At 73.4% G+C, this 24,782-nt stretch carries 23 protein-coding genes; 14 read left to right on the top strand and 9 right to left on the bottom strand.

Translation table 11 applies throughout. The annotated features are described in order from the left end of the window. The first annotated feature begins 22 nt into the window (after positions 1–22). On the top strand, positions 23–697 hold the full coding sequence (locus ABD340_RS37910; RefSeq protein ID WP_344595774.1) for a hypothetical protein: 675 nt from the start codon (positions 23–25) through the stop codon (positions 695–697). 64 nt (positions 698–761) lie between these two features. Here the strand turns inward: ABD340_RS37910 and ABD340_RS37905 are convergent, their stop codons facing one another. Further along, positions 762–3,308, bottom strand: a complete 2,547-nt coding sequence (locus ABD340_RS37905) for a M14 family zinc carboxypeptidase (RefSeq protein WP_344595772.1) — start codon at positions 3,306–3,308, stop codon at positions 762–764. A 191-nt stretch (positions 3,309–3,499) separates the two neighbouring features. Between ABD340_RS37905 and ABD340_RS37900 the strand changes: the two genes are divergently transcribed. After that, positions 3,500–4,579 (top strand): zinc-binding dehydrogenase, encoded by a 1,080-nt coding sequence (locus ABD340_RS37900; RefSeq protein ID WP_344595770.1) that lies wholly within the window; start codon positions 3,500–3,502, stop codon positions 4,577–4,579. On the opposite strand, the gene ABD340_RS37895 is transcribed toward ABD340_RS37900, so the two are convergent. After that, positions 4,576–5,871, bottom strand: coding sequence for a hypothetical protein (locus ABD340_RS37895; protein ID WP_344595768.1), 1,296 nt, complete (start codon positions 5,869–5,871; stop codon positions 4,576–4,578). The genes ABD340_RS37900 and ABD340_RS37895 overlap by 4 nt on opposite strands. A gap of 389 nt (positions 5,872–6,260) precedes the next feature. Between ABD340_RS37895 and ABD340_RS37890 the strand changes: the two genes are divergently transcribed. The 5 genes from ABD340_RS37890 (at position 6,261) to ABD340_RS37870 (ending at position 11,800) form a co-directional block, all read left to right on the top strand. After that, positions 6,261–7,331: a sugar ABC transporter substrate-binding protein gene (locus ABD340_RS37890; protein ID WP_344595767.1), complete on the top strand. Its 1,071-nt coding sequence runs from the start codon at positions 6,261–6,263 to the stop codon at positions 7,329–7,331. Between the two features lie 177 nt (positions 7,332–7,508). Continuing rightward, a complete protein-coding gene (locus ABD340_RS37885; protein WP_344595861.1) occupies positions 7,509–8,264 on the top strand; it encodes an ATP-binding cassette domain-containing protein in 756 nt (251 codons plus the stop codon). A 10-nt stretch (positions 8,265–8,274) separates the two neighbouring features. Continuing rightward, entirely contained in the window at positions 8,275–9,546 is a 1,272-nt protein-coding gene (locus ABD340_RS37880; protein WP_344595765.1) for a sugar ABC transporter permease, read from the top strand. Between the two features lie 173 nt (positions 9,547–9,719). Further along, entirely contained in the window at positions 9,720–10,532 is an 813-nt protein-coding gene (locus ABD340_RS37875) for an ATP-binding cassette domain-containing protein (RefSeq protein ID WP_344595763.1), read from the top strand. Further along, positions 10,532–11,800, top strand: coding sequence for an ROK family protein (locus ABD340_RS37870; RefSeq protein ID WP_344595860.1), 1,269 nt, complete (start codon positions 10,532–10,534; stop codon positions 11,798–11,800). The genes ABD340_RS37875 and ABD340_RS37870 overlap by 1 nt, the downstream gene beginning before the upstream one ends. A 24-nt stretch (positions 11,801–11,824) precedes the next feature. On the opposite strand, the gene ABD340_RS37865 is transcribed toward ABD340_RS37870, so the two are convergent. After that, positions 11,825–12,349 (bottom strand): flavin reductase family protein, encoded by a 525-nt coding sequence (locus ABD340_RS37865; protein WP_344595762.1) that lies wholly within the window; start codon positions 12,347–12,349, stop codon positions 11,825–11,827. Between the two features lie 212 nt (positions 12,350–12,561). Here ABD340_RS37865 and ABD340_RS37860 point away from each other — a divergent pair, with 212 nt between their 5' ends. Continuing rightward, on the top strand, positions 12,562–13,737 hold the full coding sequence (locus ABD340_RS37860; protein WP_344595760.1) for a thiolase C-terminal domain-containing protein: 1,176 nt from the start codon (positions 12,562–12,564) through the stop codon (positions 13,735–13,737). 5 nt (positions 13,738–13,742) lie between these two features. Beyond that, entirely contained in the window at positions 13,743–14,150 is a 408-nt protein-coding gene (locus tag ABD340_RS37855) for a Zn-ribbon domain-containing OB-fold protein (RefSeq protein WP_344595857.1), read from the top strand. Here the strand turns inward: ABD340_RS37855 and ABD340_RS37850 are convergent. The 4 genes from ABD340_RS37850 to ABD340_RS37835 form a co-directional block, all read right to left on the bottom strand. Next, complete coding sequence (locus tag ABD340_RS37850) at positions 14,101–15,726, bottom strand: AMP-binding protein (RefSeq protein ID WP_344595758.1); 1,626 nt, start codon at positions 15,724–15,726, stop codon at positions 14,101–14,103. The genes ABD340_RS37855 and ABD340_RS37850 overlap by 50 nt on opposite strands. Positions 15,727–15,748: 22 nt before the next feature. Next, positions 15,749–16,828, bottom strand: coding sequence for a hypothetical protein (locus ABD340_RS37845; RefSeq protein WP_344595756.1), 1,080 nt, complete (start codon positions 16,826–16,828; stop codon positions 15,749–15,751). Beyond that, entirely contained in the window at positions 16,825–17,907 is a 1,083-nt protein-coding gene (locus ABD340_RS37840) for an LLM class flavin-dependent oxidoreductase (RefSeq protein WP_344595755.1), read from the bottom strand. Before ABD340_RS37840 ends, ABD340_RS37845 begins: the two co-directional genes overlap by 4 nt. Positions 17,908–18,045: 138 nt before the next feature. Beyond that, positions 18,046–19,218 carry a lysylphosphatidylglycerol synthase transmembrane domain-containing protein gene (locus tag ABD340_RS37835; RefSeq protein ID WP_344595753.1) on the bottom strand — a complete coding sequence of 391 codons (1,173 nt, stop codon included), beginning with the start codon at positions 19,216–19,218 and terminating at the stop codon, positions 18,046–18,048. Between the two features lie 170 nt (positions 19,219–19,388). Here ABD340_RS37835 and ABD340_RS37830 point away from each other — a divergent pair, with 170 nt between their 5' ends. After that, the gene (locus ABD340_RS37830) at positions 19,389–20,075 is read left to right on the top strand and encodes an HAD family hydrolase (RefSeq protein ID WP_344595752.1); all 687 of its coding nucleotides are present in this window, start codon (positions 19,389–19,391) and stop codon (positions 20,073–20,075) included. A gap of 27 nt (positions 20,076–20,102) precedes the next feature. On the opposite strand, the gene ABD340_RS37825 is transcribed toward ABD340_RS37830, so the two are convergent. Both ABD340_RS37825 and ABD340_RS37820 read right to left on the bottom strand, forming a co-directional pair. Continuing rightward, a complete protein-coding gene (locus ABD340_RS37825; RefSeq protein WP_344595750.1) occupies positions 20,103–20,588 on the bottom strand; it encodes a ferritin-like domain-containing protein in 486 nt (161 codons plus the stop codon). Next, positions 20,588–21,121 (bottom strand): hypothetical protein, encoded by a 534-nt coding sequence (locus ABD340_RS37820; protein WP_344595749.1) that lies wholly within the window; start codon positions 21,119–21,121, stop codon positions 20,588–20,590. Before ABD340_RS37820 ends, ABD340_RS37825 begins: the two co-directional genes overlap by 1 nt. A gap of 263 nt (positions 21,122–21,384) precedes the next feature. Between ABD340_RS37820 and rimP the strand changes: the two genes are divergently transcribed. The 4 genes from rimP to ABD340_RS37800 all read left to right on the top strand — a co-directional run. Beyond that, complete coding sequence (rimP, locus tag ABD340_RS37815; protein WP_344595747.1) at positions 21,385–22,008, top strand: ribosome maturation factor RimP; 624 nt, start codon at positions 21,385–21,387, stop codon at positions 22,006–22,008. Positions 22,009–22,033: 25 nt separating this feature from the next. Then, a complete protein-coding gene (gene nusA, locus ABD340_RS37810; RefSeq protein ID WP_344595855.1) occupies positions 22,034–23,182 on the top strand; it encodes a transcription termination factor NusA in 1,149 nt (382 codons plus the stop codon). A 164-nt stretch (positions 23,183–23,346) separates the two neighbouring features. Next, a complete protein-coding gene (locus ABD340_RS37805; RefSeq protein ID WP_344595853.1) occupies positions 23,347–23,688 on the top strand; it encodes a YlxR family protein in 342 nt (113 codons plus the stop codon). 108 nt (positions 23,689–23,796) lie between these two features. After that, the coding region (locus ABD340_RS37800; RefSeq protein WP_344595745.1) for a translation initiation factor IF-2 N-terminal domain-containing protein at positions 23,797–24,782 on the top strand (986 nt) is incomplete at its 3' end.

Here is a 24,782-nt window from a genome sequence, read left to right as displayed (position 1 = left end):
TCGGCGGTGGAATACTCCTCCCGTGCGCGTTACCGAGGATTCCTTCGACGCCCCTCCGTGGGCGATGCAGCTGGTGGTACGGGCCGAGAAGGCCGCTCCGCCCGCGCATTCGGCGGTGTGCGCGGCCGCCGCGGCGGCGGTCGTGAGATTGCTGACAGACCCGCGCGCCGCAGACCCGGAGGGGGAGTGGCACGCGCGCGTCCACCGCTGGGAGTCGGGCCGGATCCGGAAGGTGGCGCGGCGGGCACGCGGCGTGCGCTGGCCCGAGGTGCAGGCGCTGCCCGGCGTGACGGTGGCCGAGGAGGGCGCCGAGGTGCGGGCGTTCGTGCCCGGCCCGGTGGACGAGGTGCCGCCCGAGCTGGCCCGGCTCCAGGTCGCCGGGCTGGACCTGGCCGAGGACGAGGAGCCCAAGCCGCCGCCGGAGCCGCCGTACGCCGCGATCGCGCTCAACCCGGACGTGCCGATGACGACGGGCAAGGCGGCGGCCCAGTCCGGCCACGCCGCCCATCTGCTGCTGAGGGAGGCGGACGCGCCGGGGCTCGCCGAGTGGATCGCGGGCGGGCCGCGTGTGCACGTCCACCGCGACATCCCGTGGCGGCGCTGCGTCGAGCGCGCGGCGGTCCACGTGCGCGACGCCGGGTTCACCGAGGTCCCGCCGGGGACGATGACCGCCATCGGCTGGATCGTGACGGGCTGAGCCGCGGCGGGACGGCGTCCTCGTCCCGCCGCGGCTCAGCGGCTCGGCGTCGCGGTGCCCTGGATCAGGGCAGGGTCACCGCGATGGGGGCGATACCGGCCTTACGGATCTGGGACGCCAGTTGTCCCGCGAACGGGTGGTGGTCCACCGACAGCCCCCGGGGGTTGTCGATGACGTAGTGCACCGCGTCGCCCCTGCGGCGCTCGGTCCACTTGGCGCCGGCGGCGCGGAGCAGCGCGACGGTGCGGGCGGCGTCGGCGGCCTTGACCGAAACGCGGATCGGCGACTCGGTGCGCGGCAGCCCGGCCGCCTGCTCGGCGACCGTTCCGGACGGTCCGGCCAGCACGGCCCCGGCCGCGCGGTCCGACGGGTCCGGGCCGACGATCGCGTTCACCAGCAGCTGCGCCGTCCCGTCGGTGAACGCCCGGAAGTTCGGCTCGCCGCCGAACAGGACCGTGCGGCCCGTGCCGAAGCGCTCGTCGACGACCGCGGCGGTGCCGCCCAGCTCGGCCGAGCCCCGCTCGAACCCGGAGACGAACCAGTCGGGCGAGTCGGCCGCGGGGTAGGCGACCGCGACCTTGGCCGGGTCCGGCTGCTTCATGACCAGGTCGTAGGAGTAGAACTGCCAGGCCGTGGCGCCGACGTTCCGCGCCAGCGGGCCGCCGCCCTTCACCTTGACGCGGAACAGCGTGCCCGGCACGTCGGAGGCCGGCTCGCTGAGCCGGGTGCTGGTGAGGCCGAGCCGCGCGGCCAGTTCGGTGCCGCCCTGCCAGCCGACGTACCGGCCGCCCCGCCGCGTCCACTGCTGGAGCGCGGCGCGGCCGCCGTCGCCGAGCTGGTCGTAGGCCGTCCCGGCCGGGCCGTTCGGCACCAGCAGCACCTCGACGCCGCCGAGCCTGCCCGCCGCCACGTCGGCGGGGCTCAGCAGCCGGAACGGCAGCTTCCACTCGCGGTCGAGCTTGTGCCGCAGCCAGCCGACCGACTGCCGCGCGGCGGACGAGTCGGCCGACAGCGACAGGACGCCGATCTTCGGCGCCTTGCCGGGACGTGCCGCCTTCTCGGCGGGCAGCGGCGGCACGGTGGACGCGCGCGGCCGCAGCTCCGCGCCGGACGAGCCGCCCGACACGTTGCCCAGCAGCGGCAGGCTCCACGCCGTCACGTCGTAGAAGTACGGGAACGGCGTGTAGGAGTCCTCGTTCAGCATGGCCTGGATCCAGTGCTTCTGGACCTGCGCCATGGAGATCCGGTACGTGCCCGCCGGGAGCGTGGTCTTCGCCTCCGGGCGCCCGTACGGCTTGAAGTCCGGGACGGTCAGCGGCCTGGACAGCCTTTCGACCTGGACGCCCATCCGCTGCAGGCGCCGCACGATGGTGCGCGCCTCGTCGGCCTTGGCCTTGTCGTCGGCGCGCAGGAAGTAGTTCCGGATCTTCCGGTCCGGGACGGGCCGGTCGACCTGGTTCGGCGGGTTGTAGATCTGGTTGGGCTCCAGGTCGCCCGCCTTGCCCTGCTCGTAGGCGTCCACGGCCATCTTGTGCCACTGGGTGAGGATGGTCTTGCGGTTGCCGGCGGCGGCCGACAGCGACACCCACTGCGTGAGGTACTGCTCCCGGTACTTGTCCGGGTAGGGGCTGTCGCCGCCCTTCTCGTAGGTCATCCCGGCGGCGTGGAACGCGGTCGTCGGGACGGTGTCGCCGTACCCCTGGTAGAAGAGGTCGTAGACGTCGCGGTTGAAGAAGTCGATGCCCTGGCGCTTGAACTCGGCGGCCATCGACGCGCCGTAGATGTCGTTGATCCAGCCGATCGCCTGCTCGGGCGTCTCGTGGTAGATCGGGTCGGCGTTGGGCGGGAAGAAGTAGGAATCGCGGCTCATCTCGTGCGCGTCGATGTACATGACCGGCGGGTACTGGTTGAGCATCGCCAGCTTGCCCTCGGTCTCGGGCTGGCTGCGGGCGAACCAGTCGCGGTTCATATCGAACCCGTAGGCGTTCTGCCGCGTCCGGGCCTCGCGCCCGTCCGGGTTCTGCGTGGGCAGGACGATCACCAGGGCGTTGTCCAGCACGTTGGCCGCGGCGCAGTCGGCGCGGTCTCCGAGGTCGCGCAGCACGCCCAGCGCCGCGTCGGTGCCGCTGGGCTCGTCGCCGTGCACGTTGCCGGCGATCCAGAGGATCGGCACGCCGCGTTCGGCGATCCTCTTGGCCAGGGCCTCGGGCGTGCGCGGGTTCCGCAGCAGCGACGCCTCGGCGCGCACCTTGGCGAGGCCGGCTTTGGACAGCAGGTCGGGCCGTCCGGCGATGGCGTACTTGAGGGGGCGGCCCTGGCCGCTGGCGGCCAGGGTGCCGGAGATGACGCGATCGCTCTTGGCCGCGACCGTCTCCAGGTACCGGTCGGACTCGGCGGCGGTGACCTGCCGCTCGCCGAGGTCGATGCCGAGGACCTGCTTGGGGGAGGGGACCTTGCCGCGGTAGACGGGCTCGGTCCCGGTGGGGTCGCAGGCGCCGGGCGCCCCGGCCGGGGCGCCCGGAGGCTGTGCCGCCGCCGTCGCCGCGAACGCCGCCGGTGCCGCCAGCGACGCGGTCAGCACGATCGACCACGCGAGTTTTCGGGCTCTCATGTGCGATAAAGCTGACAGTGTCCGAATCGTTCACCTAGGGCAAGTATTGCCAAGATCGTCCGGCGTGGTCGGGTGTGCGCGGCGTTGACAAGAACCGTGCCACCATTCGGTGGTGAGGGGGTATCGCCGGAGGCGCCGGCATGATTCGGTGCGGGGGAAGACGCCGTTCGCCGTCCCGCCCGGAGGCTCCCATGCGCGCCGCGCTCACCAAGGACAACACCCTGGTCGTCACCGAGGTGCCCGACCCGGTGCCGCAGGAGGGCCAGCTCCTGGTGCGGACGCTCGCCTGCGGCATCTGCGGATCGGACCTGCACGCCCTGCGGCACCCCGACGCCTTCATGGACACCACCCGGCGCTCGGGCGGCACCCCCTACGACCCCCGCGACGGGCTGGTGTTCGGCCACGAGTTCGCCGGCGAGATCGTCGGCCACGGCCCCGGAACGGAACGCACCCTGCCGGTCGGCACCGCCGTCTGCGGGCCGCCCATCGGGCTCGGGCCGCAGGGCGCCGGCATCATCGGGTACGCGCCCATGTACCCGGGCGGCTACGGCGAGTACATGATCCTCAATGAGGGGCTGGCGTTCGCGGTGCCGGACGGCCTCGCCCCCGAGGTGGCCGCGCTCACCGAGCCGTTCTCGGTGGCCGCCCGGGCGGTGGGCCGCAGCGGGATCGGCGCGGGGGACGTCTCGGTCGTCCTCGGCCTCGGCCCGATCGGGCTCGGCGTGGTGGCGACGCTCAAGGCGCGCGGGCACGGGCCGGTCCTGGCCGTCGACTTCTCACCCCGGCGGCGCGCCCTGGCCGAGCGGCTGGGCGCCGACGAGCTGATCGACCCGGCCGTGTCGTCCCCCTACGACCGCTGGTCCGACCTCGGCGTGCCGACCGGCACCACCGACCGCATGGCCGCCGAGATGCTCGGCACCCCGGTGCGCGCGGCCGTCGTCTTCGAGTGCGTGGGGGTGCCCGGCGTGCTCGGGCAGGTCATCGAGGGCGCGCCCGCCGGTTCGACGATCATGCTGGTCGGGGTGTGCATGCAGAGCGACCGGGTCGAGCCCGGCATCGCGGTGAGCAAGGAGCTCACCGTGCGCGGCAGCTTCGGCGCCGTCCCCGCCGAGTACCGCGCGACGCTGGACGACATCGCCGCGGGGCGGATCGACGCGGGCGCGATCATCACCGGGACCGTCGGCCTGGACGGAGTCGCCGGGGCGTTCGAGGAGCTGGCCGCCCCGGAACGGCACGCGAAGATCGTCGTCGTTCCCCAGGGCGTGTCCTAGTCGTCGTCCTCGAGGTCCGAGGGCTTGGGCATCGGCAGGGGCGCGGTCGCCTGGCGGCCCGAGTTCCTCGGCGGGAGCGGCGTCTGCACGGTCTTGTCCGGGTCGTCCTTCGAGTCCTTCGGCTTCTCCGGCGCCTTGTCCTTCTTCGGGTCCTTCTTGTCCGCCTTCGGCTTGGGGTCGGACTCAGGGATCCGCTGGGGACGGGTGGGCTCCACGGACGACGCGGGCGCGGGCTTGCGCTGCTTAGGCACCGGCTCGGCCGCCGCTTCCGGGGCCGGTTCGGGCGCCGGTTCGGGGGCGGGCTCGGGCGCCCGTTCCGGTTCGGGCAGCTCGGCGTCCAAGACCGTGTCTCCGGCCTGGACCGGCAGCGCCTCTGTCTTCGCCTCCGCCCTCGGCTCCGTCTTCGGGGCCTCGGGCTCGGGCGTTTCGGCGTCCAGCAAGGTCTCGTCCGCCGGCGGCGCGGCCTGTGCCGGCGGCTCGGGAGGTGCGGACGGAGCGGGAGGCGCCGACGGCCTGGAGGGCGTGGACAGCGCGGCGCCGCGCTGCTGCCAGCGGTTGAGCGCGGCCAGGGCGAACTCCTGCGTGCGCGTCAGCTTGGCCGGCTGCTCCGGAGCCGTGTCGCCCTCGGAGTCCGGAGCCGGAGCGGCCGTCGCGCCCGCGAGATCGGCGGGAGCCGCCGTCGCGCCCGCGAGGCCGGGGCCGGCGGGAGCGGGCGACGGGGCCGAGGGGGCGGCCGCGCCTCTCCCCACGCGGGCCTTCACGCTCAGCCCGTACGAGAGGAACAGCAGCAGCGCGAATCCGCCCAGGAAGACCAGGTGCTCCAGGAGGGGGCCCCACTTGCCCTTGAAGAGGTCCAGGCCGGCGAACACGGCGAAGCCCGCGAGCCAGCCGGCGAGCACGGGCAGGAACCACACGTCCCGGCGCCGCGTGAGTCCCGCCACGGCCAGCACGACCAGCAGCAGCTCGACCAGCTTGACCAGGGCCAGCGCGGGCGTGGCCGGACCGGAGCCGAGGTATCCGGTCAGCTCCTCGCGCCGGTCGTCCCAGCCGATCAGCCCGGTCACGAACCCGGTCACCCCGTAGGCGACCAGGAAGACGCCGATCGGGTAGTGCATGCGGTGCCAGTTCGCGCCGCGCGCGGGGGAGGGCGCCCGCACGGCGGACGACGGCGGGGCGGGCGGCTGCAGCGCGGGCGGTGCCGCCGCGTCCCCCTGTCTGGGGTGGGGGAGCGGCAGGTCGGGCCGGGTCAGGTCCCGATGCCGCTCCGGGCTCGATCCCGCGTACGCCGTCATTCCTGCCCCCATCTCGACCCGTCGTCTGTTACGCGCAACATATCCCGGATGCCGTCCCGGCATTCACGTACACACCTTCCCTTCTCGGACGGCCTCAGGCGGGCGGGTCCGCCTCGGCGCGGCCGGGCCGGGCCCGTCCGGGAGCCTTCTGATCAAGAAATGTTGAGGCCGCGAACATACTCGCCCCGCGCCCACGTTCTCCAGGTTTCCCGCGAGGTTCCCGAGAACGCCCAGTTGGACCGGCGTGTTACTGGATTGTTACCGCCCACAACAAATCCACTCTCGACGAATCGGGCCTTCGCGACATAAGTTGCGGGGCACAACATTCATCGATGTGAGCTCGCTCACCGATGGCCTGTTCCTCCCACCCCCAGAAAGGACCCGGGCCCATGCGCAAGGGGTTCCTCAGCCTCACCGCCCTGTCGGCGGCCGCGGTGCTCACCCTCGCGGCCTGCGGGGACGACTCCGGCGACGCCGAAGGCGGCAAGGCGGGCAAGATCGGCGTGATCCTGCCCGACACCAAGTCCTCGGTCCGCTACGAGAGCTTCGACCGGCCGTACCTGGCGCAGGCGTTCAAGGCCGCGGGCGTCCAGTACGACATCCAGAACGCCGAGGGCTCGACCCAGCGGTTCCAGACCATCGCCGACCAGATGATCACCAGCGGCGTCACGGTCCTGGTCGTGGACGGGCTGGACTCCAACTCCGCCGCCGCCGTGCAGCGCAAGGCCCAGCAGCAGGGCGTCAAGACCATCGACTACGACCGCCTCACCCTCGGCGGCGTGGGCGACTACTACGTCTCCTTCGACAACGTGAAGGTCGGCCAGGAGCTCGGCAACGGGCTGCAGAAGTGCCTGGGCGACAAGAACGCCAACATCGCCTACCTCAACGGCGCGCCCACCGACAACAACGCCACGCTCTTCGCCCAGGGCGCGCACAGCGTGCTCGACAAGGTGACCAAGTACAAGAAGGTCGCCGAGCAGGCCGTGCCCGAGTGGGACAACCAGCGGGCCGCCACCATCTTCGAGCAGATGTGGACCCAGCAGGGCGGCAAGATCGACGGCGTGCTGGCCGCCAACGACGGCGTCGGCAACTCGGCGATCTCGATCCTGAAGAAGAACAACGAGGCCGGCAAGGTCCCGGTCACCGGCCAGGACGCCACCCTCCAGGGCCTGCAGAACATCCTGGACGGCAGCCAGTGCATGACGGTCTACAAGCCGGTCAAGCAGGAGGCCGACGCCGCCGCCAAGCTCGCCCTGGCCGTCCTCAACGGCCAGAAGGGCGAGACCAACGGCACCGTGAACGACCCGCAGGGCAAGCGCGACGTCCCCTCCGTGCTGCTCGACCCCGTCCCGGTCTTCAAGGACAACATCAAGCGCGTCGTCGACGACGGCTTCGTGAAGAAGGAAGAGCTGTGCAAGGGCGCCTACGCCGCCAAGTGCGAGGACGCCGGCATCAAGTGAGCCCTCGTGGCGGGTCCCGCCGCTGGGGCGCTCACGCGCCCGGGACCCGCCACGGGCGAACCCCTGGGGCCGCTGCGGCCCCGGAAAGGGAGACACGTGGCAGACAACGGAGAACCCGTCGACGACGGCCCCGGGCGCGGCGACCCCGCGAACGGCGGGCGGCCGCCCGTCCTCCGCCTGGCCGGGCTCAACAAGAGCTTCGGCGCCGTCCACGTGCTGCACGACGTGGACTTCGCCGTACGGCAGGGGGAGGTGATGGCCCTCGTCGGGGACAACGGCGCGGGCAAGTCCACCCTCATCAAGTGCATCGCCGGAATCCATCCGATCGACTCCGGGACGATCGAGTTCGAAAGCCGGCCGGTGGAGATCGGAGGCCCCCGCGACGCCGCCGCGCTGGGCGTCGAGGTGGTCTACCAGGACCTCGCGCTGGCCGACAATCTGGACATCGTGCAGAACATGTTCCTCGGCCGCGAGCGCCGCCGCGGCATCGTCCTGGACGAGGACGCGATGGAGCAGGCCGCCCGGGAGACGCTGGCGAGGCTGTCGGTGCGCACCGTGAAGTCGGTGCGCCAGCAGGTCGCCAGCCTGTCGGGCGGGCAGCGGCAGACCGTCGCGATCGCCAAGGCCGCGCTGTGGGACTCCAAGGTGGTCATCCTGGACGAGCCCACCGCCGCGCTCGGCGTCGCGCAGACCAGGCAGGTGCTGGATCTGGTCCGCAGGCTGGCCGACACCGGTCACGCGGTGGTACTGATCTCGCACAACATGAACGACGTGTTCGAGGTCGCCGACCGCATCACCGCGCTCTACCTGGGCCGGGTCGCGGCGGACGTGCGCCGTGCCGACGTGACCACCGGGCAGGTCGTGGAGCTCATCACCGCCGGCCGTTCCGGCGATCTCGGCCTCGCGCCGGCGACCGCCGCCGAGAGCATCTGAAGGGGCCTCGATGTCCATCGACAAGGGAGCCGCCGTCAAGCTGGCGGACTCCGACTTCGCCGCCGACCGGCGCGTGCAGGACGTGCCGTCGGCGCTGCGGGACTACTGGCAGCGGGTGCGGTCGGGCGACCTGGGCGCGCTCCCGGCCATCCTTGGCCTGGGCGGCCTGTTCGTGCTGTTCACCGCGCTGCGCCCGGAGACCTTCCTCAGCGAACGCAACATCGCCAACCTGTTCACCCAGGCCCTGCCGGTGACGATCCTGGCGATGGGCCTGGTGTTCGTGCTGCTGCTCGGCGAGATCGACCTGTCCGCCGGGGTGGCCAGCGGCGTCTGCGGCGCCGTCATGGCCAAGCTGATGGTCGACTCCGGCCAGCCCTGGTACGTGGCGGTGCTGTCGGCGGTCGCCACCGGCATCGTCATCGGGACCGCGATCGGCTGGCTGGTCTCGGTCGTGCGGATCCCCTCGTTCGTGGTGACGCTGGCGCTGTTCCTCGGGCTCCAGGGCATCACGCTGCGGCTGATCGGCGAGGGCGGCACCGTCCCCGTGCGGGACGACGTGATCGTCGCGCTGGCCAACCGGAACATGCCGGTCTGGCTCGGCTGGACGCTCGCCGCGGTGTGCGCCGCCGGCTACGGCGTCCTGCAGATGTGGCGGTGGCGGCGGCAGCACGAGCGCGGGCTGGCGGCCAAGCCGATCCAGCTGGTGATCGGCCAGATCGCCGTGGTCGCGGGTGCGCTGCTGTTCGGCACCTACCTGCTCAGCCTGGACCGCGCGCCCAGCCCGCTGATCACCCTGGCCGGGGTGCCGTGGGGCGTGCCGCTGGTCGGCGTGCTGCTGATCGTCGCCACGTTCGTGCTGGGCCGCACCGCCTACGGCCGCCACCTGTACGCGATCGGCGGGAACGCCGAGGCCGCCCGCCGGGCCGGGATCAACGTGACCCGGCTGCGGATGTCGGTCTTCATGATCTGCTCGGGGATGGCGGCGGTCGCGGGCATCGTGGCCGCGTCCCGGCTCAACTCCATCACCCCGGACGCGGGCGCCGGCAACACCCTGCTGTACGCGGTCGGCGCCGCCGTCATCGGCGGGACCAGCCTGTTCGGCGGGCGCGGCCGGGCCCGGGACGCGGTGCTGGGCGGCCTGGTCGTGGCCACCATCGAGAACGGCCTGGGCCTGCTGGGCGCCAAGGCGTACGCCAACCTCCTGATCACCGGCGGGGTGCTGCTGCTGGCCGCCAGCATCGACGCGCTGGCGCGGCGCCGCCGGGCGGCCGCGGGGAGATGACAGCGGCGGCGGGGCACGGCGGGCCGGCGGCGGGGGCCGCCGGCCCGCCGCCCGCGTACGGCCCCGGCGCCCCGTGGCCAGGCGCTTCCCGGCTTCCGAACGCTGCTGCTAGGCTCACCAGCCAGGACCGCGTTCCGCGCGGCCGCGGTGCGGCACAGTGGGAGCCCAACGGCATGTCAGTGACACCCGTTCTGGACCTGCGCGGAATCGACAAGAGCTTCGGTCCCGTCAAGGTCCTGCACGACGTCGACTTCACCGCCCGTCCCGGCGAGGTCACCGCGCTGGTCGGCGACAACGGCGCGGGCAAGACCACGCTGGTGAAGTGCATCGGCGGCATTCACCCGTTCGACTCCGGCCGGTACCTGTGGGACGGCGTCCCGGTGCGCGTCGACAGCCCGCGCGCCGCCGCGGCCCTCGGCATCGAGGTCGTCCACCAGGACCTGGCGCTCTGCGAGAACCTCGACATCGTCCAGAACATGTTCCTCGGCCGCGAGCGCCGCCGCGGCCCCGTCCTGGACGAGACGGCGATGGAGGAGCTGGCCGTCACCACGCTGTCCGCGCTGTCGGTCCGCACCATGAAGTCGGTGCGGCAGCGGGTGTCGGCGCTGTCGGGCGGGCAGCGGCAGACCGTCGCGATCGCCCGCGCCGTGCTGTGGGACAGCCGCCTGGTCGTGCTGGACGAGCCCGCCGCCGCGCTCGGCGTCGCGCAGACCCAGCAGGTGCTGGAACTGGTGCGGCGGCTGGCCGACAAGGGCCTGGCCGTCGTGCTCATCTCGCACAACATGAACGACGTGTTCGCGGTGTCGGACCGGATCGCCGCGCTCTACCTGGGCCGCATGGCCGCCCAGGTGAGCACCTCGGAGGTGACGCACACGCAGGTGGTGGAGCTGATCACCTCGGGGCGCAGCGGGGACCTGGGACTGCCCCGGGACGCCGACACCCCGCCCGGCGCCGGCGCCGAGCCGGCCAGGGGCCCGGCGGCATGATGAAGGCAGGACCGTCGCAAGAGGAGATCCGCCGCCACAACCTGGGGACGCTGCTGCGCTACGTCCACCTGCGCGGGCCGGCCTCCCGGGCGACGCTGGCCGAGTCGCTCGGCCTCAACCGCAGCACCATCATGGCGCTGACCGCCGACCTCACCGCCGCCGGGCTGGTCCGCGAGGAGCTGCCGCGCCGCCCCGGCCGCCGCGCCGGCCGCCCCTCCCTGGTCGTCCGGCCCGAGTCCACCCGGGTGTACGTGCTGGCGTTCGACGTCGGCGTCGACCGGCTCGGGGTGGCCCGGGTCGGCCTCGGCGGCACCATCCTCGAACGCCGCGAGGCGTCCCGCACCCGCGGCCCGCTCGACCCCGGCGAGCTGGTCGGCGCGCTGGCCGCCGCCGCCCGCTCGCTCACCCGCAAGGCGGGCCGCGACGCGGTCTGCGTCGGCGCCGCGCTCGCCTTCCCCGGCACCGTCCGCCGCGCCGACGACCAGATCATGTCCGGTCCGAACCTCGACGTCGGCGACCTCGCCCTGGGCGACGCCCTGTCCCGCCGGCTCGGCCTCGGCCTGCGCGTCTCGGTCTGCAACGACGCCAACCTCGGCGCGCTGGCCGAACACGAACGCGGCGCCGGCGTCGGCTGCGACAACCTCATCTACCTGCACGGCGACGTGGGCGTCGGCGGCGGGATCATCGTCGGCGGCCGGCTGCTCGGCGGCGACGAGGGCTACGGCGGCGAGATCGGCCACATGATGGTCAACCCCGGCGGCCGGCCGTGCGGCTGCGGTTCCCGCGGCTGCCTGGAGGCCGAGGTCGGCGAGCGCACCCTCCTCGACCACGCCGGCCGCGAGGAATCGCCCGACCTCGTCGGGCGCGACGCGGTCCGCGCCGTCGTCGACGCCGCCGACCGGGGCGACATCGTGGCCCGCGACGCCCTCCACCGCGTCGGCACCTGGCTGGGCTGGGGCGTCGCCAACCTCGTCAACATCTTCAACCCGGGCCTGATCGTCTTCGGCGGGACCCTGCGCGACATCTACCTGGGAGCCGCCGCGCAGGTCCGCAGCGTTCTCGCAACGGGCGCCATGGCGGCCCCAAGGGAGAAGGTCCGCCTCCGCACCGCTGCCCTGGGCGACGACACCACACTGGTGGGCGCGGCGGAGTTCGCCTTCGCCGAAGTCCTCGCAGACCCGGTCCAGGTCCTAGCCCGCCTGAGAGCGCCGGAAGAAGGCGTCATTGTGGGGGGACGACCCCCCACACCCCCCGGGCGGGGCGGGTGACCCTGACGACCTTCGGAGCACCTGTCACTCCACGCTGAAACTTCCGTACCCGCCCTTGTAGAAGAGGAGCGGGTCGCCTTCCTGGTGTTTGTCCAGGTGGTGGACGCGGGCGACGACGATGACATGGTCGCCGGCCATGTGCTGGTCCTCCACCTCGCACTCGATCCAGGCCAGGGCGCCTTCGATGACGGGGCTGCCGCCGGGGGAGCCGGTCCACCGGATGTCGGCGAACTTGTCACCGCCCTTGAGAGCGAGCTGCTTGCACACCTCGAGCTGGGGTTCGCTGAGGATGTTGATGCAGAGCCGTTCGGCCTCGCGGAGGCGGGGCCAGGTGGTGCTGGTGTGCGCCACGCAGAAGGCCACCAGGGGCGGATCCAGCGAGACCGAGGTGAAGGAGTTGGCGGCCAGGCCGGTGGGGCGTCCGGTCGCCGGCTCGATGGCGGTGATGGCGACCACACCGGTCGCGAACCTGCCCAGCACCGACCGGAAGCGGGCGGCGTCGATGTCGGTCACCTGTGCCCCGGCCGACCCGTTCGGGGATCCGTGCATGCGGCGTTCCGTTCCCTGGCCGGGGGGCCGTCCGGCCGCGGCCGCGGTATGTGCGGTCGCTGCTTCGGCCATTGGACCCTTTCCCTTCTCTTAGCCAAGCGCTTGCTTGGACGATAGGGGCGTGCCGTTCGCAGTGTCAAGCCGGGCGCGTTGACAGCGGGGTCCCGCGCTGCCTAGCGTTGCGGCCAAGCGTTTGCTCGGTTGGAGGGGTCTTGGGCGGTTTTCGGGACGGCGCCGCGATCGCCGGCGTCGGCTACACGCCGTTCAGCAAGAACTCCGGGGTCTCCACGCTCACCCTCGCGGTCGAGGCCGTGCTGGCCGCGCTGGACGACGCCGGCCTGGGCGTCGACGACGTGGACGCGCTGGCCACGCACCGGGTGGGCGACTCCACGCCGCCGTGGGTGGTGGCCCCGGCGCTCGGCGTGCCCGAGGTCACCTGGTACCTGGACCAGTTCGGCGGCGGCAGCGTCTCGCACTCGGTGATCGGCCAGGCGGCGATGGCGGTCGCGTCCGGTGCCGCCGAGACGGTCGTGTGCTACCGGGCGGTCAACGCCCGCTCGGAGTTCCGGATGGGCGGCACGGGACGGGCCCCCGCCCCCATGTTCGACGTCCAGTACCAGGCGCCGTACGGGTACTTCGCGCCGCCGCAGCAGTTCGCGATGTACACGCGGGCGCACATGAACGCCTACGGGACCACGCACGAGCAGCTCGGCCACATCGCGGTCGGGCAGCGGGCCAACGCGGTGAAGAACGCGCGGGCGCTGAAACGCGATCCGATCACCCTGGACGACTATCTGGCGTCGCGCTGGATCGCCGAGCCGCTGCGGCTGCTGGACTGCTGCCTGGAGACCGACGGCGCCTGCGCGGTCGTGGTCACCTCGCGGGAGCGGGCCCGCGACCTGCGGCGGCCGCCGGTGCTGATCTCCGGGGCCGCGTGGGCGGGCGGCGACAGCTTCTTCTCCGGAGCGGGCAGCGGGCCGTCCGGGACGGATCTCACCGTGACGGAGGCGGCCAGGCTAGCGCCGCGCCTGTACGCGATGGCGGGGGTCGGCCCCGGTGACATCGACGTCGCCGAACTGTACGACTGCTTCACCTACTCGGTCGTCGTCCAGCTGGAGGACTACGGGTTCTGCGCCAAGGGCGAGGGCGGCCCGTACGCGGCCTCGGGCGCGCTGGCCCTGGACGGCGAGCTGCCCGTCAACACCCACGGCGGTTTCCTGTCCGAGGGCTACGTGCACGGCATCAACCATGTCGCCGAGGCGGTGTCCCAGTTGCGCGGTACGGCGGGCGACCGCCAGGTGCCCGGCGCCGAGGTGGCGCTGTCGACGTCCCAGCCGGGCTACGTCCTGGCCGGAACCTCGGCCTTGATCCTGAGGAGCGACACTTGAGCGCCATGCCCAGGCCGGAGGCCGACCGTGACTCGGCGCCGTGGTGGGAGGCCGTGCGGCGGCACGAGCTCACGGTGCAGCGCTGCGCGGAGTGCGGCACGTTGCGCTTCCCCCCGCGCGCCGTCTGCAACCGCTGCCGCGGCCTGGCGTCGGAGTGGGTGCCGGTCAGCGGCACGGGCCGCGTCTACAGCTGGATCGTCAACCATCAGGTGTTCATGCCGGCGATGGCCGACCGGGTGCCGTTCCCGGTGCTGCTCGTGCGCCTGGACGACGGCGAGGACCTGCTGATGTACGGCGGCTTCGACGGGGAGGCCCCGCTTGACCGGGACGACCTGGAGCCGGGCCTCCCCGTCGAGGCCGTCTTCACGGACGTGGACGAGACGACGACGCTGGTGAACTGGCGTCCTCGCTAGCGGCGCGGGCGTGCAGCGCGGGTTTGTCGACCTTGCCGTTGGGGTTGAGCGGCAGCGCGTCCACAAGGATCACCCGGCGCGGCACCTTGTAGTTGGACATGTTGCCCTTCGCCCACGCGATGACGGCGTCCGGGTCGGCGCCGGGGGCGGGCACCACGTAGGCCTGGCCGACCTCGCCCTGCCGCGGGTGCGGGACGCCGATCACCGCGACCTGCGCGACCAGCGGGCAGCGCAGCAGCAGCCCCTCGATCTCCGCCGGGTAGGCGTTGAAGCCGGAGACGATGAACATCTCCTTCTTGCGGTCCACGATGGCCAGGTTGCCCGCGCCGTCGAGGGTGCCGATGTCGCCCGTGTGCAGCCAGCCGTCCGCGTCGACCGCCTCGGCGGTGCGCTCGGGGTCGCGCCAGTAGCCGCGCATCACGCCGTACCCGCCGACGAGGATCTCGCCGCGCTCGCCGGGCGGGAGGTCCTTGCCGTCGTCGCCGACGATCCGCAGGGTCACGCCCGGCACGGCGCGGCCGGTGGAGCCGGCGACCACCTCGACCGGGTCGTCCGGCCGGGTCATCGACACCACGGTGCCCTCCATCAGCCCGTACGCGTTGATCATGCGTTCCAGGCCGACCCGGTCGACCAGCCGGCGGATCAGCTCGGGCGGCACGGCGGCGGCGCCGCAGATCGCCACCCGCAGCGAGGACAGGTCGCGGGGCGCGGGGCCCTCCAGCTCGTCCAGGAGCCGGAAGAACATCGGCGGCGCGCCGGCCAGCACGCTGATCCGGTGCTCCTCGATCAGGCCCATTAGCTCGTCCGGGGCGAACACCGGGATCGGCATCATGGTCGCGCGGCGCAGCACGCACGCCAGCAGCCCGGCGTTGATGCCGAAGCCGTGCGAGAACGGCGCGATGATCGGATAGCGGTCGCCGGCCCGCAGCGTGACCAGCTCGGCCCAGTCCCAGTAGCCGCGCAGGAGCTGCTCGTGGTGGAGCATCACGCCCTTGGGCGCGCCGGTGGTGCCCGAGGTCGCCATGATCTCGGCGAGGTCGCCGGGGGCGACGGCGAGCGCGCGTTCCTCCGCCGCCGCGGCGGACACCCGGGAGCCGTTCGCGCGGAACTCGTCCCAGCCGATCGCGTCGGCCGCGGGGGCGGGCCCGCCGAGGACGACGACGTGGTCGAGTTCGAGCAGGGAGTGGCGCTCCTCGGCGAGGATGTCGAGGTAGGACGTGCCCATGAACCCTTCGGCGAGCAGCAGCGCCTTGGCGCCGGCCTTCCGCAGCAGCTCGGCCGCCTCGATGCCCTTGAAGCGCGTGGACAGCGGCGTGACGATCGCGCCCGCGTCCCAGATGCCGTACGCGGCGACGACCCAGTCGGGGGTGTTGGGCGCCCACACGGCGACGCGGTCCCCCTTCTCGACGCCCAGGGCCATCAGCGCGCGCGCCACCTCGCCCGCCTGCCGGGCGAGCGATGCCAGGGTCAGCGTCGTGCCGCCCGAGGCGACGACCTCGGCGTCCCCGTGCCGGGCCGCCTGGTCGCGGAGCATGCGCGGGATCGTTCCCCAGTCGGGTACTGGCTGCAGTTCCATCGCCTCTCCTCGATGCCGCGGCCTATGACGGTTGTGAACGGTCCCGGCCGAGATGGTGGCCGCGCAGATCGGTGACCGTGCCGGGACGCCGCTCCTCCGACACCCGCTCCTCGACGACGACCTCGAGGGAGACGGGGGTGAGGGCGTAGAGGGCCTGTGCGATCCGCGACTTCCACATCGGGTTCTTCACGAGGGTGTCCCGGTTGAAGGTGACGTGCAGCGCGGCGGCGTCGAGCGTCCCCTCCCGGCTGATGCGCAGGTCCCAGTGGCCGACCCCGTCGATGCGGGTGAGAGCGGCGGCCACTTTGGGGATCGACAGCCAGCGTCCGCGGACGAGGACGTGCTCGCCCACGGTGTGCGCGGGTGCGGGCACGCCCTCCTCGCCGCCCGCGAGCCGCACGACCTGGCCCGTGCGCAACGTCGCGTCCGCGAGAGAGGAGTGCCATGACGGGGTGATGACGAGTTCGGCGAGCCCGTCGCCGTACGGGGCGTCCAGAGGCACGTCCTTGTCCAGGGGGGACAGGGCGAGCATGCCGTCCCGTACCGGGGTGAAGGTCGTCTCCGCGGCGGGGTCGCGCTGTGCGATGGGCACGCCGAAGTAGGGGTCGGCGTACAGTTCCCGTACCGACGCTTCGAACTCGGCTGCGAGCTGCCGGTAGGTGTTGGGGGAGGGCACCTCGCCCACCAGGAGGATGTGCCGCAGTTCCAGGTCGAGCGGGTCGAGCAGGAACTCCAGGTGCAGCCGTGCGAGGAAGTCCATCGCGCCGGTCGGTGTGGTGATGAGCGTCGTCGCCCGCATGTTCTCGAGCGCGGTGTGCAGGCGCAGGCGGCCGCGCGGGCCGACCGAGGCGGCCGCCTGCGCGACGCCGGCGGCGGCCTCGGCGAGCAGGGCGCCGGTCAGCTCGCCGTCGTTGTTGAGCGCGACGGCGACCCGGTCGTTCTGCCCGAGCCCGGCCGCGCCGAGGGTCGCGGACGCCAGTTCCAGCGCCGCCGCGCGGTCGGCCGCGTCCAGCGGGACGACCGGGCCGCCCTCGGGCGACACCAGCAGCAGGCCCCGGGCGGCTCCACCGGCGGGGAAAGTGTCACGGGTCGGCCAGCTCACTTCGCCTCCGCCTCCCCAACGACCTCGCGCATGAAGAGCTTCATGGAGTTGCAGGCGTTCTCGTGGGCGAGGCCGCCGACCTGGACCTGGAGGATCAGGTCGGTGGCCCCGGCGGCCTGGATCCGTTCGAGTGCCTTGCGGGAGCCCTCGACGTCGTCGATGACGACCATGGTCTCGTCGCGCAGGATGCCCATCGCCTCGTCGGGGGGCATGCCGACGGCCTGCTGCCCCAGGACGCGGTGGGTGGCGTGGCGGGCGTCGGTGTAGCCGGGCGGGGCGACCAGGTTGATCTGGCGGCGCAGGTACCACAGGACGGGGTCGGCGGCCGTTTCGACCGCTTCTTCCTGGGTGGGTGCGACATGCCAGGGGATCATCAGGGCGATCCGGCGGGTTTCGGGGTCGAACCCGTTGTCGGCCAGGCACCGCTTGTACTTGGCGATGTCGTCGGCGACCTCGTCCAGGCCCTTGAGCATGGTCATGCCGAGCAGGTTGTAGCCCTGCTTGGCGGCGGCCAGGTAGCCGTCCAGGGAGGTGGAGGCCACCCACACCGGCGGGTGCGGTTCCTGTACGGGACGCGGGTAGACCGAGACGTCGGGGACCTCGAAGTACTCGCCGGACCGCGTGACCGGTCGCCCGTCGGCGTTCCAGATCGCCAGCACGGCCTCCAGAGACTCCTCCCACAGCTTGCGGGACTGCTCGAAGGGCCGCTGGAACGCCTGGTACTCCAGCGGGGACGCGCCGCGGCCGGTGCCGAACTCGACCCGGCCGCCGGAGATGACGTCGAGCGTGGCCACCCGTTCGGCGGTGCGGATGGGGGACTGGAAGGGCAGCAGCACCACGCCCAGGCCCAGCCGGATCCGCTCGGTCCGCTGCGAGATGCCGGCCAGGACGAGATCGGGCGCCGAGGAGTGCGAGAACCCGCGGGTGAAGTGGTGCTCGACGAACCAGGCGGTGTCGAAACCGAGCCCGTCGGCCAGCACGACCTGGTCCATGACGTTCTCGAACGCCCGCCGTTCGACCTCGCGGGACCGCCCGCGCACCTCAAGTTCGTAGCCAAGGCTGACCCGTAGGGACGTCATCGAGCCTCCGGTGATGCTCCAGCTGTCAGGACATGCGTGTGACCAAGCGCTCGCTTGGGACATTAGCAGCAGCGGACCACCGCAACAAGTCAGGTCAAGGCCGGAGGGACCCGTCCGCCGGAAGGGGAACCGGGGGACTCAGGGGCGGCGGGGACCGGCGGGAGAGGCGTCGCGCGCGGCCGTGTGCGGCCTCATCGCGGTCATCGTCATGGTCATGATCGCGACCGCCGCGAGACCGTCCAGGATCTCCCGGCCCGCACGCGCCGAAACCCGCCTCGTGCGGGCGGGCAACCCCTCGTGCAGCACCGCCCACGCCAGCCAGCCCACCACGACCACGACGACGTACGACACGAGCCGGTACAGCCCCACCGCCGCCCCCGCGGGCGCCAGCGCCGCGCCGAGCGCGACCAGCGAGGCCGCCATGCTGCCGTCGACCGCGCCGAGACCACCCGGCAGCACCGGGATCAGGCTGCCCGCCGCCTGCGCCGCGAAGTACGCCAGCGCCACCCCCGGCGGCGCGACGTCGATGCCCACCGCCTGCGCCGCCGCGAACAGCGCCAGGATGTCGAACACCCAGTTCATCACCGCCAGCAGCACCAGTGCCGCCCAGTCGCGCCGGGACGGCCGCAGCGCCGCGCCGCCGTCCCGCAGCGCCCGCGCGTACGGCGCGACCCGGCGATGCTCCAGCACGGCCCGGACGACCCGGCACGTGAACGCGACCAGCCGCGCCCGCGTGCCGCGCCGCACCAGCACCAGCGCGACGGGCACGGGCGCGAGCAGCGCGGCGGCGGCGGGCCCGCGGGCCTGCGGCGCGGCGAGCAGCGCCAGCAGCCCGATGACCGTGTACGCGGTGGTGGTGATCACTCCGCCGACCAGGATCACCGCGGTCGCCAGCTGCGCCGTCGCCCCGCTGTTCCGGAACTGCCGGAAGGTGTAGACGACGCTGACCGCGGGCCCGGCCGGGAGCGTGGTGGACAGCGCGTTGCCCGCGTATGTCACGGCGAACGCGCGGCGCAGCGTCATGCGGACGCCGCCGGCCCGCAGCAGCCGCCGTTGCAGCCGGGCGAACGACCCCATCGAGACCGCCACCGCCAGCAGGACCAGCAGCAGCCATTCCCGTTCCGCGCCGGCCGCCGCGCTCAGCATCGCGCCGACGTCGGGCAGACGGTCGCGGAAGACCACCAGCAGGACCACCGTGGCCGCGATCAGGACCCACTGGGCGAGCACGCGCTTCTTCGAGCGCCGGGTCCGGCGCTCGCCGGTGAAGTCGAACGGCGCGTCGTCGTCCGGTGGCCCGGAAGAGGGAACCAAGACAGAGTGCGACGATGCCGTAACTGATTCGCTCATGTCCGGTCACCTCGCACGTCGGCCCCCCGTTTTGGCGCAACTTTAGACCGCGTTCGAACATTCCCTCGCGAACGGTGGCGGCGACCGCTGTGGGCATGATCACTCGCCGCCGCCGCCCGGGTTACCATCCCGGCATGGCGGTATCTGCTGTGATCTTCGACTGGGGCGGCACGCTGACCCCCTGGCACGACATCGAGCTGGGCGAGATGTGGCGGCGCGTGTGCGCCGCCCACCTGGACCCCGACCAGGTGGAGGAGGTGGCCACCACCCTCCTCGACGCCGAACTGGAGCTGTGGCGGCGCGCCCGCGACGAGCACCGCAGCGCGACGCTGGAGGAGCTGTTCGAGCTCGCCGGCGTGGAGCCCAGCGAGGCGATCCTGGCCACCCAGTTCGAAATCTGGACGCCGCACACCTTCATCGACCCGGCCGCACCCGGCCTGCTGCGCTCGCTGCGCGAGCGCGGCATCAAGGTCGGCGTGCTGTCCAACACCATGTGGTCGCGCGAGTGGCACGAGCGGATCTTCGCTCGCGACGGCGTGCTCGACCTCCTCGACGGCGCGGTCTACTCCAGCGAGATCGCCTGGACCAAGCCGCACGCCGAGGCGTTCCGCGCCGCGATGGACGCGATCGGCGCCGACGACCCGGCCGGCTGCGTCTTCGTCGGCGACCGTCCGTACGACGACATCCACGGCGCCAAGTCGGCAGGGCTGCGCGGGGTGCTCGTGCCCAACAGCCTCGTCCCGGCCTGGGACTCGGTCACCCCCGACGCCACCATCGACTCCCTCGGCGACCTGATCACGCACATCGACCGCTGGTCCTGACGCGCGACCGAGGCGGCCGCGCCCGCCTCAGTCGCCCGGCCGCGGCTTGGGGACGAGGGCCCCGGGCGGCAGCCCCGGAAACGCGGCGGAGCGCGGCGAGCCGGGCATCTCCGGCCGGCCGGCGAGGGAGTGCCAGCGCACCGCCCGGGTCATGGCCTCCTGCATGGCACGGGCCGCCAGGACTCGGAGCGCCACGTCGGGAGAGCCCGCCAGGCCCGTGTAGGCGGTGACGAGATCGTCTTCCAGGGCGGCGGCGACCTGAGCGGCGGTGCGGGCGGAGGTGACCTGGAGGGGCAGCCTGTACGCGGCCGCCGCCGCGGCGGGCTCGGCGGCGAGGCCGGTGAGGCGGGCCGTGAGGTCGTCGCGCTGGGTGCGGTGGGTGTGCCACATCGTCCTGGCGGAGTCGCGGAGGGACCCCCGCAGGCGCGCGCCCACGACCCCGTACCCGTAGACGGCCGCGTGCTCGGCCCGGAGAGCCGCCTGCAGCGCGTCAACGGACGCTTTCCTGCCCATCACACTTCCGCGAGTGCCGCGGCGTGTCCCGCCTCGCAGGCGCCGATGCTCGCCAGGAGCTGCGCCAGGCCGGGACCGGCACGGATGACCTCCGCCGCCCGCGCCGCGGCGGCCCGGCTCTCCGCCCGGCGCAGGGCCGCGAGCGCCTGCGCCTCCCCGCCGGGGGCCTCCGGCCGCTTCGGCTGCGGTACGGTGCCGCCCTCGCCGGCCCGGTCGCCCGACCCCGGCACGTAGTGGCGCCGCAGCACCGCCAGGTGCTCGCGGTGGTGCGCCAGCATGGGGTCGATGTGCCGGGACAGGGCCGCGTGCGCGCGGCGGGACGCCTCGTACAGGGCGATCAGATCCTGCTCCGCGGCGATCGCGTCGACCAGGATCGGCGCCTCCGCGCGTGCCGCCGCCCCTGCGCCTTCGCCCTCCCCGCCGCAGCCGCCGAGAACCGGCACGCCCAGCAGCGCGCCCCCGCCCAGCATCGCCGAGCGCCGTGACACGCCACCGTGCCCGACCACCGGGACGCCCCCACCGACCTCTGGCAACGCGTCTCCTCACCGAGTGGTGCGGCGATATCGGCCCGCCGCGAGCGATCCGCCCATCAGGCCAGCTCAAGCATTCCATATCCGGCGCGCCGGAGAGCCGTCCGAAAGGCCGCTGAGGTGCCCGTCTGTCGATAGTCTTGAAGACGGGCCGCGCCCGGGTCCGGCATGACCTGCAAGCGGCCCGCGACGACAGAGCAGTCCGGCCAGTACGTGAAGCAATACAGATTACACAGAGCAATATGGGTAACACAGAGGAGGGTCCCATGAGCGTGGAGTCCGATGGTGGACGCGCTCAGCGGGGCCGCGACGCCGTACCGGCCGCGGGCGGCGGCCGCACGGCGGCCGTGGCGGAGCTGACCGAGCTGCTGGCGCCCGCGGTCACCGCGGCGGGCTTCGACCTCGAGGAGGTCGACGTGCGGCCCGCGGGCCGGCGCAGGCTGGTGCGGATCGTGGTGGACGCCGACGGCGGGGTGAGCCTCGACGACATGGCGCTGCTCAGCCAGACCGCCTCCGAGCTCCTCGACGGATCCGACGTCATGGGCGCCGGACCGTACGTGCTGGAGGTGACCTCGCCCGGCGTCGACCGTCCCCTCACCGAGCCGCGGCACTGGCGCCGTGCCGCCGGCCGGCTGGTCGTCGCCCCGCTGGCCGAGGGCGGCCAGATCGAGGGCCGGGTCGTCTCGGCGGACGAGGAGTCCGTGGTCATCGACGTCAACGGCAAGGGCCCCAAGGGCGGCGGGGCCGGTTCGAAGGGCGGCAAGGGCGGTCCCGAGCCGACCCGGCGCCGCTTCGGCCTCGGCGAGCTGGGGCGCGGACGGGTCCAGGTGGAGTTCCGCCCGCCCGGCGGCACGGCCGCGGAATCGCGTTCTCCGGCTGAGCCGGACTAGAGGGGGGAGCCTCGTGGACATCGACATGACCGCCTTGCGCAGCCTGGAGAGCGAGAAGGACATCTCGCTCGACGTGGCCGTCAAGGCCATCGAAGACGCCTTGCTGATCGCCTACAACCGCACCGAGGGCGCGGCCCCGAAGGCGCGCGTCGAGCTCGACCGCGGCACCGGCCACGTCACCGTGTGGGCGACCGAGACCGACGAGGAGGGGCAGGCCGTCCGGGAATACGACGACACCCCCACGGGTTTCGGACGTATCGCGGCGACCACGGCCAAGCAGGTCATCCTGCAGCGGCTGCGGGACGCCGAGGACGAGCTGACCTTCGGCGAGTACGCCGGCCGCGAGGGCGACATCGTCTCCGGCATCATCCAGCAGGGCAAGGACCCGCGGAACGTGCTGGTCGACCTCGGCAAGATCGAGGCGGTGCTGCCCCCGCAGGAGCAGGTGCCCGGCGAGTCCTACGACCACGGCGAGCGGCTGCGGGCCTACGTCGTCCAGGTGCGCAAGGGCCACCGCGGCCCCTCGGTGCAGCTGTCGCGGACCCATCCCAACCTGGTCCGCAAGCTGTTCGCGCTGGAGGTCCCGGAGATCGCCGACGGCACGGTGGAGATCGCGGCCATCGCCCGGGAGGCCGGGCACCGCACCAAGATCGCGGTCCGGTCCCGGAAGCCGGGCGTGAACGCCAAGGGGGCCTGCATCGGCCCGCTCGGCAGCCGGGTCCGCAACGTGATGCACGAGCTGCACGGAGAGAAGATCGACATCGTGGACTGGTCGGAGGATCCGGCCGAGTTCGTGGGCAACGCGCTGTCCCCGGCGCGGGTCTCCGCCGTCGAGGTGGTGGACCCCGAGGCCCGGGTGGCCCGGGTGATCGTGCCCGACTACCAGCTGTCGCTGGCGATCGGCAAGGAGGGGCAGAACGCCCGCCTGGCCGCCCGGCTGACCGGCTGGCGGATCGACATCCGATCCGACACCGAACGGCCCGAGCAGTCCCGGGAAGCGAGCGGGCCCCCGCGCCCGAGCCAGGTCCCCCGCCCCGGCGAGCCACCGCAGCCCGACACCGCGGACCGCCCCGGCACCACAGGGCAGCCTGGCGGAGTGGAGCAGCCCGGTGACGCGGGGCGGGGCGCTGCGGGTGGCGGTGCGGCTCCGGCTTCGGAGGGCACCGCGTCGTGATGGCGGGGGTTCTCGTAACAGCCTGGTAACAGTGCGGGGCGCGGGTCGCCGCCGCCGCGAGCGAGCGGCGGGGTGGCCCGGACCGCGACAAGGAGGGCATCGCCCCGGTGGCGGCAGCAAAGCGGCCGGATCCGGCGAATCTGGATCAACTACGTCAGGACAGCATGCGACAGGTCCCGCCGACGCCTCGGCGCGGTAGACTTTCATCACGTGGCCGGGCGGCCCCGCTGCGCACTTGTGTGGGCTGCCGGGTTCGCACGGCCAAGTCCGACCTGCTGCGCCTGGTTGCGGTCGAGGGCGTCATCGTCCCCGACCTGAACAAGGCAATGCCGGGCCGGGGCGCGCATCTGCACCCCGACCTGGGATGTCTCGAGCTCGCTGAGCGACGTCGGGCGTTCCCCCGGGCCTTTCGCCTGGCGGGGCCGCTCGATGCAAGTGTGCTGCGAGACGGGCTTGCGGCGCACGCGCCGCAGCAGCAGGATGGCCGAACGGTAAGCGACGTCTAGTCGGAAGCAGGTCGAGATTGCTATGAGCGCTCGATGAGCACGCCGCGATGAGTACGGCAAGTTAGCGACGGTCCGGAGGCCGCACCCCCGGACCGAGTAGGGAGTGCAGTGGCGAAGGTCCGGGTTTACGAACTCGCCAAGGAGTTCGGTGTAGAGAGCAAGGTCGTCATGGCCAAGCTCAGGGAAATGGGCGAGTTCGTACGGTCGGCGTCCTCCACGATTGAGGCGCCGGTCGTTCGCAGGCTCACACAGGAGTTCTCAAATTCTTCGTCCGCCAAGTCGGCGGACAACAAGGTCGCGTCGAAGCGCCCCGGCCCGCGCCCGTCGGCGCCGCGGCCCGGGCCCGGCCCGTCCGGTCCGGCGCCTTCCGGCGCCCCGCAGGGCGCCCGTCCGGCGCCGCCCAAGCCCCAGGCGCCGCGTCCGCCCGCGCCCAAGCCCGGTCCGGGCGGCCAAGGCGGCCAGGGCGGCCAGGGCGGCGGCGCGCCCAGGCCCGGCCCGCGTCCGGGACCGGTCCCGCCCGCGCCCAGCACGCCGGTGACCCCGGCGGCCGCGGCCTCGGCGTCTCCCGCCCCGCCCGTGCCCCGGGCCCCCGGCGGCCCCTCCGGCGGCGGTGGCCCGCGCGGCGACGGCGGCGGTCGCGGCGGTGGACGTGACGGCGCCCGCGACGGTGCCCGTGACGGTGCCCGTGACGGAGGTCCGCGTCCGGGTCCCCGCGCGCCCAAGCCGGGCCCGCGTCCGGGCCCGCGCGACGGCGGACGTGACGGTGGACGCGACGGCGGCCGCGGCCGTGGCCCCGGTGGGCCGCGTCCGGGCAACAACCCGTTCAGCTCGACCAACACCGGCATGGGCCAGGCGCCCAAGCCGGGGCCGCGTCCCGGCCCGCGCCCGGGCGGCGACCGTCCGGGCGGCGGTGACCGTCCCGGCGGCCCGCGCCCGTCCGGCGGCCCGCGTACGAGGCCCCCGCGGGCCGGCGGTCCCCGGCGCAGCCCCGGCAGCATGCCGCCGCGCCCGTCGGGCGGGGGCGGCCCGCGGCCGAGCCCGATGAACATGCCGTCCTCGCGGCCCTCCGCTCCCGGCCGGGGCGGCGGCCCCGG

This window comes from Actinomadura vinacea (assembly GCF_039532545.1).
Lineage (GTDB): Bacteria > Actinomycetota > Actinomycetes > Streptosporangiales > Streptosporangiaceae > Spirillospora > Spirillospora vinacea.
Note: the sequence above shows the minus strand (reverse complement) of the source record. Positions and strands in the feature narration are given on the sequence as shown.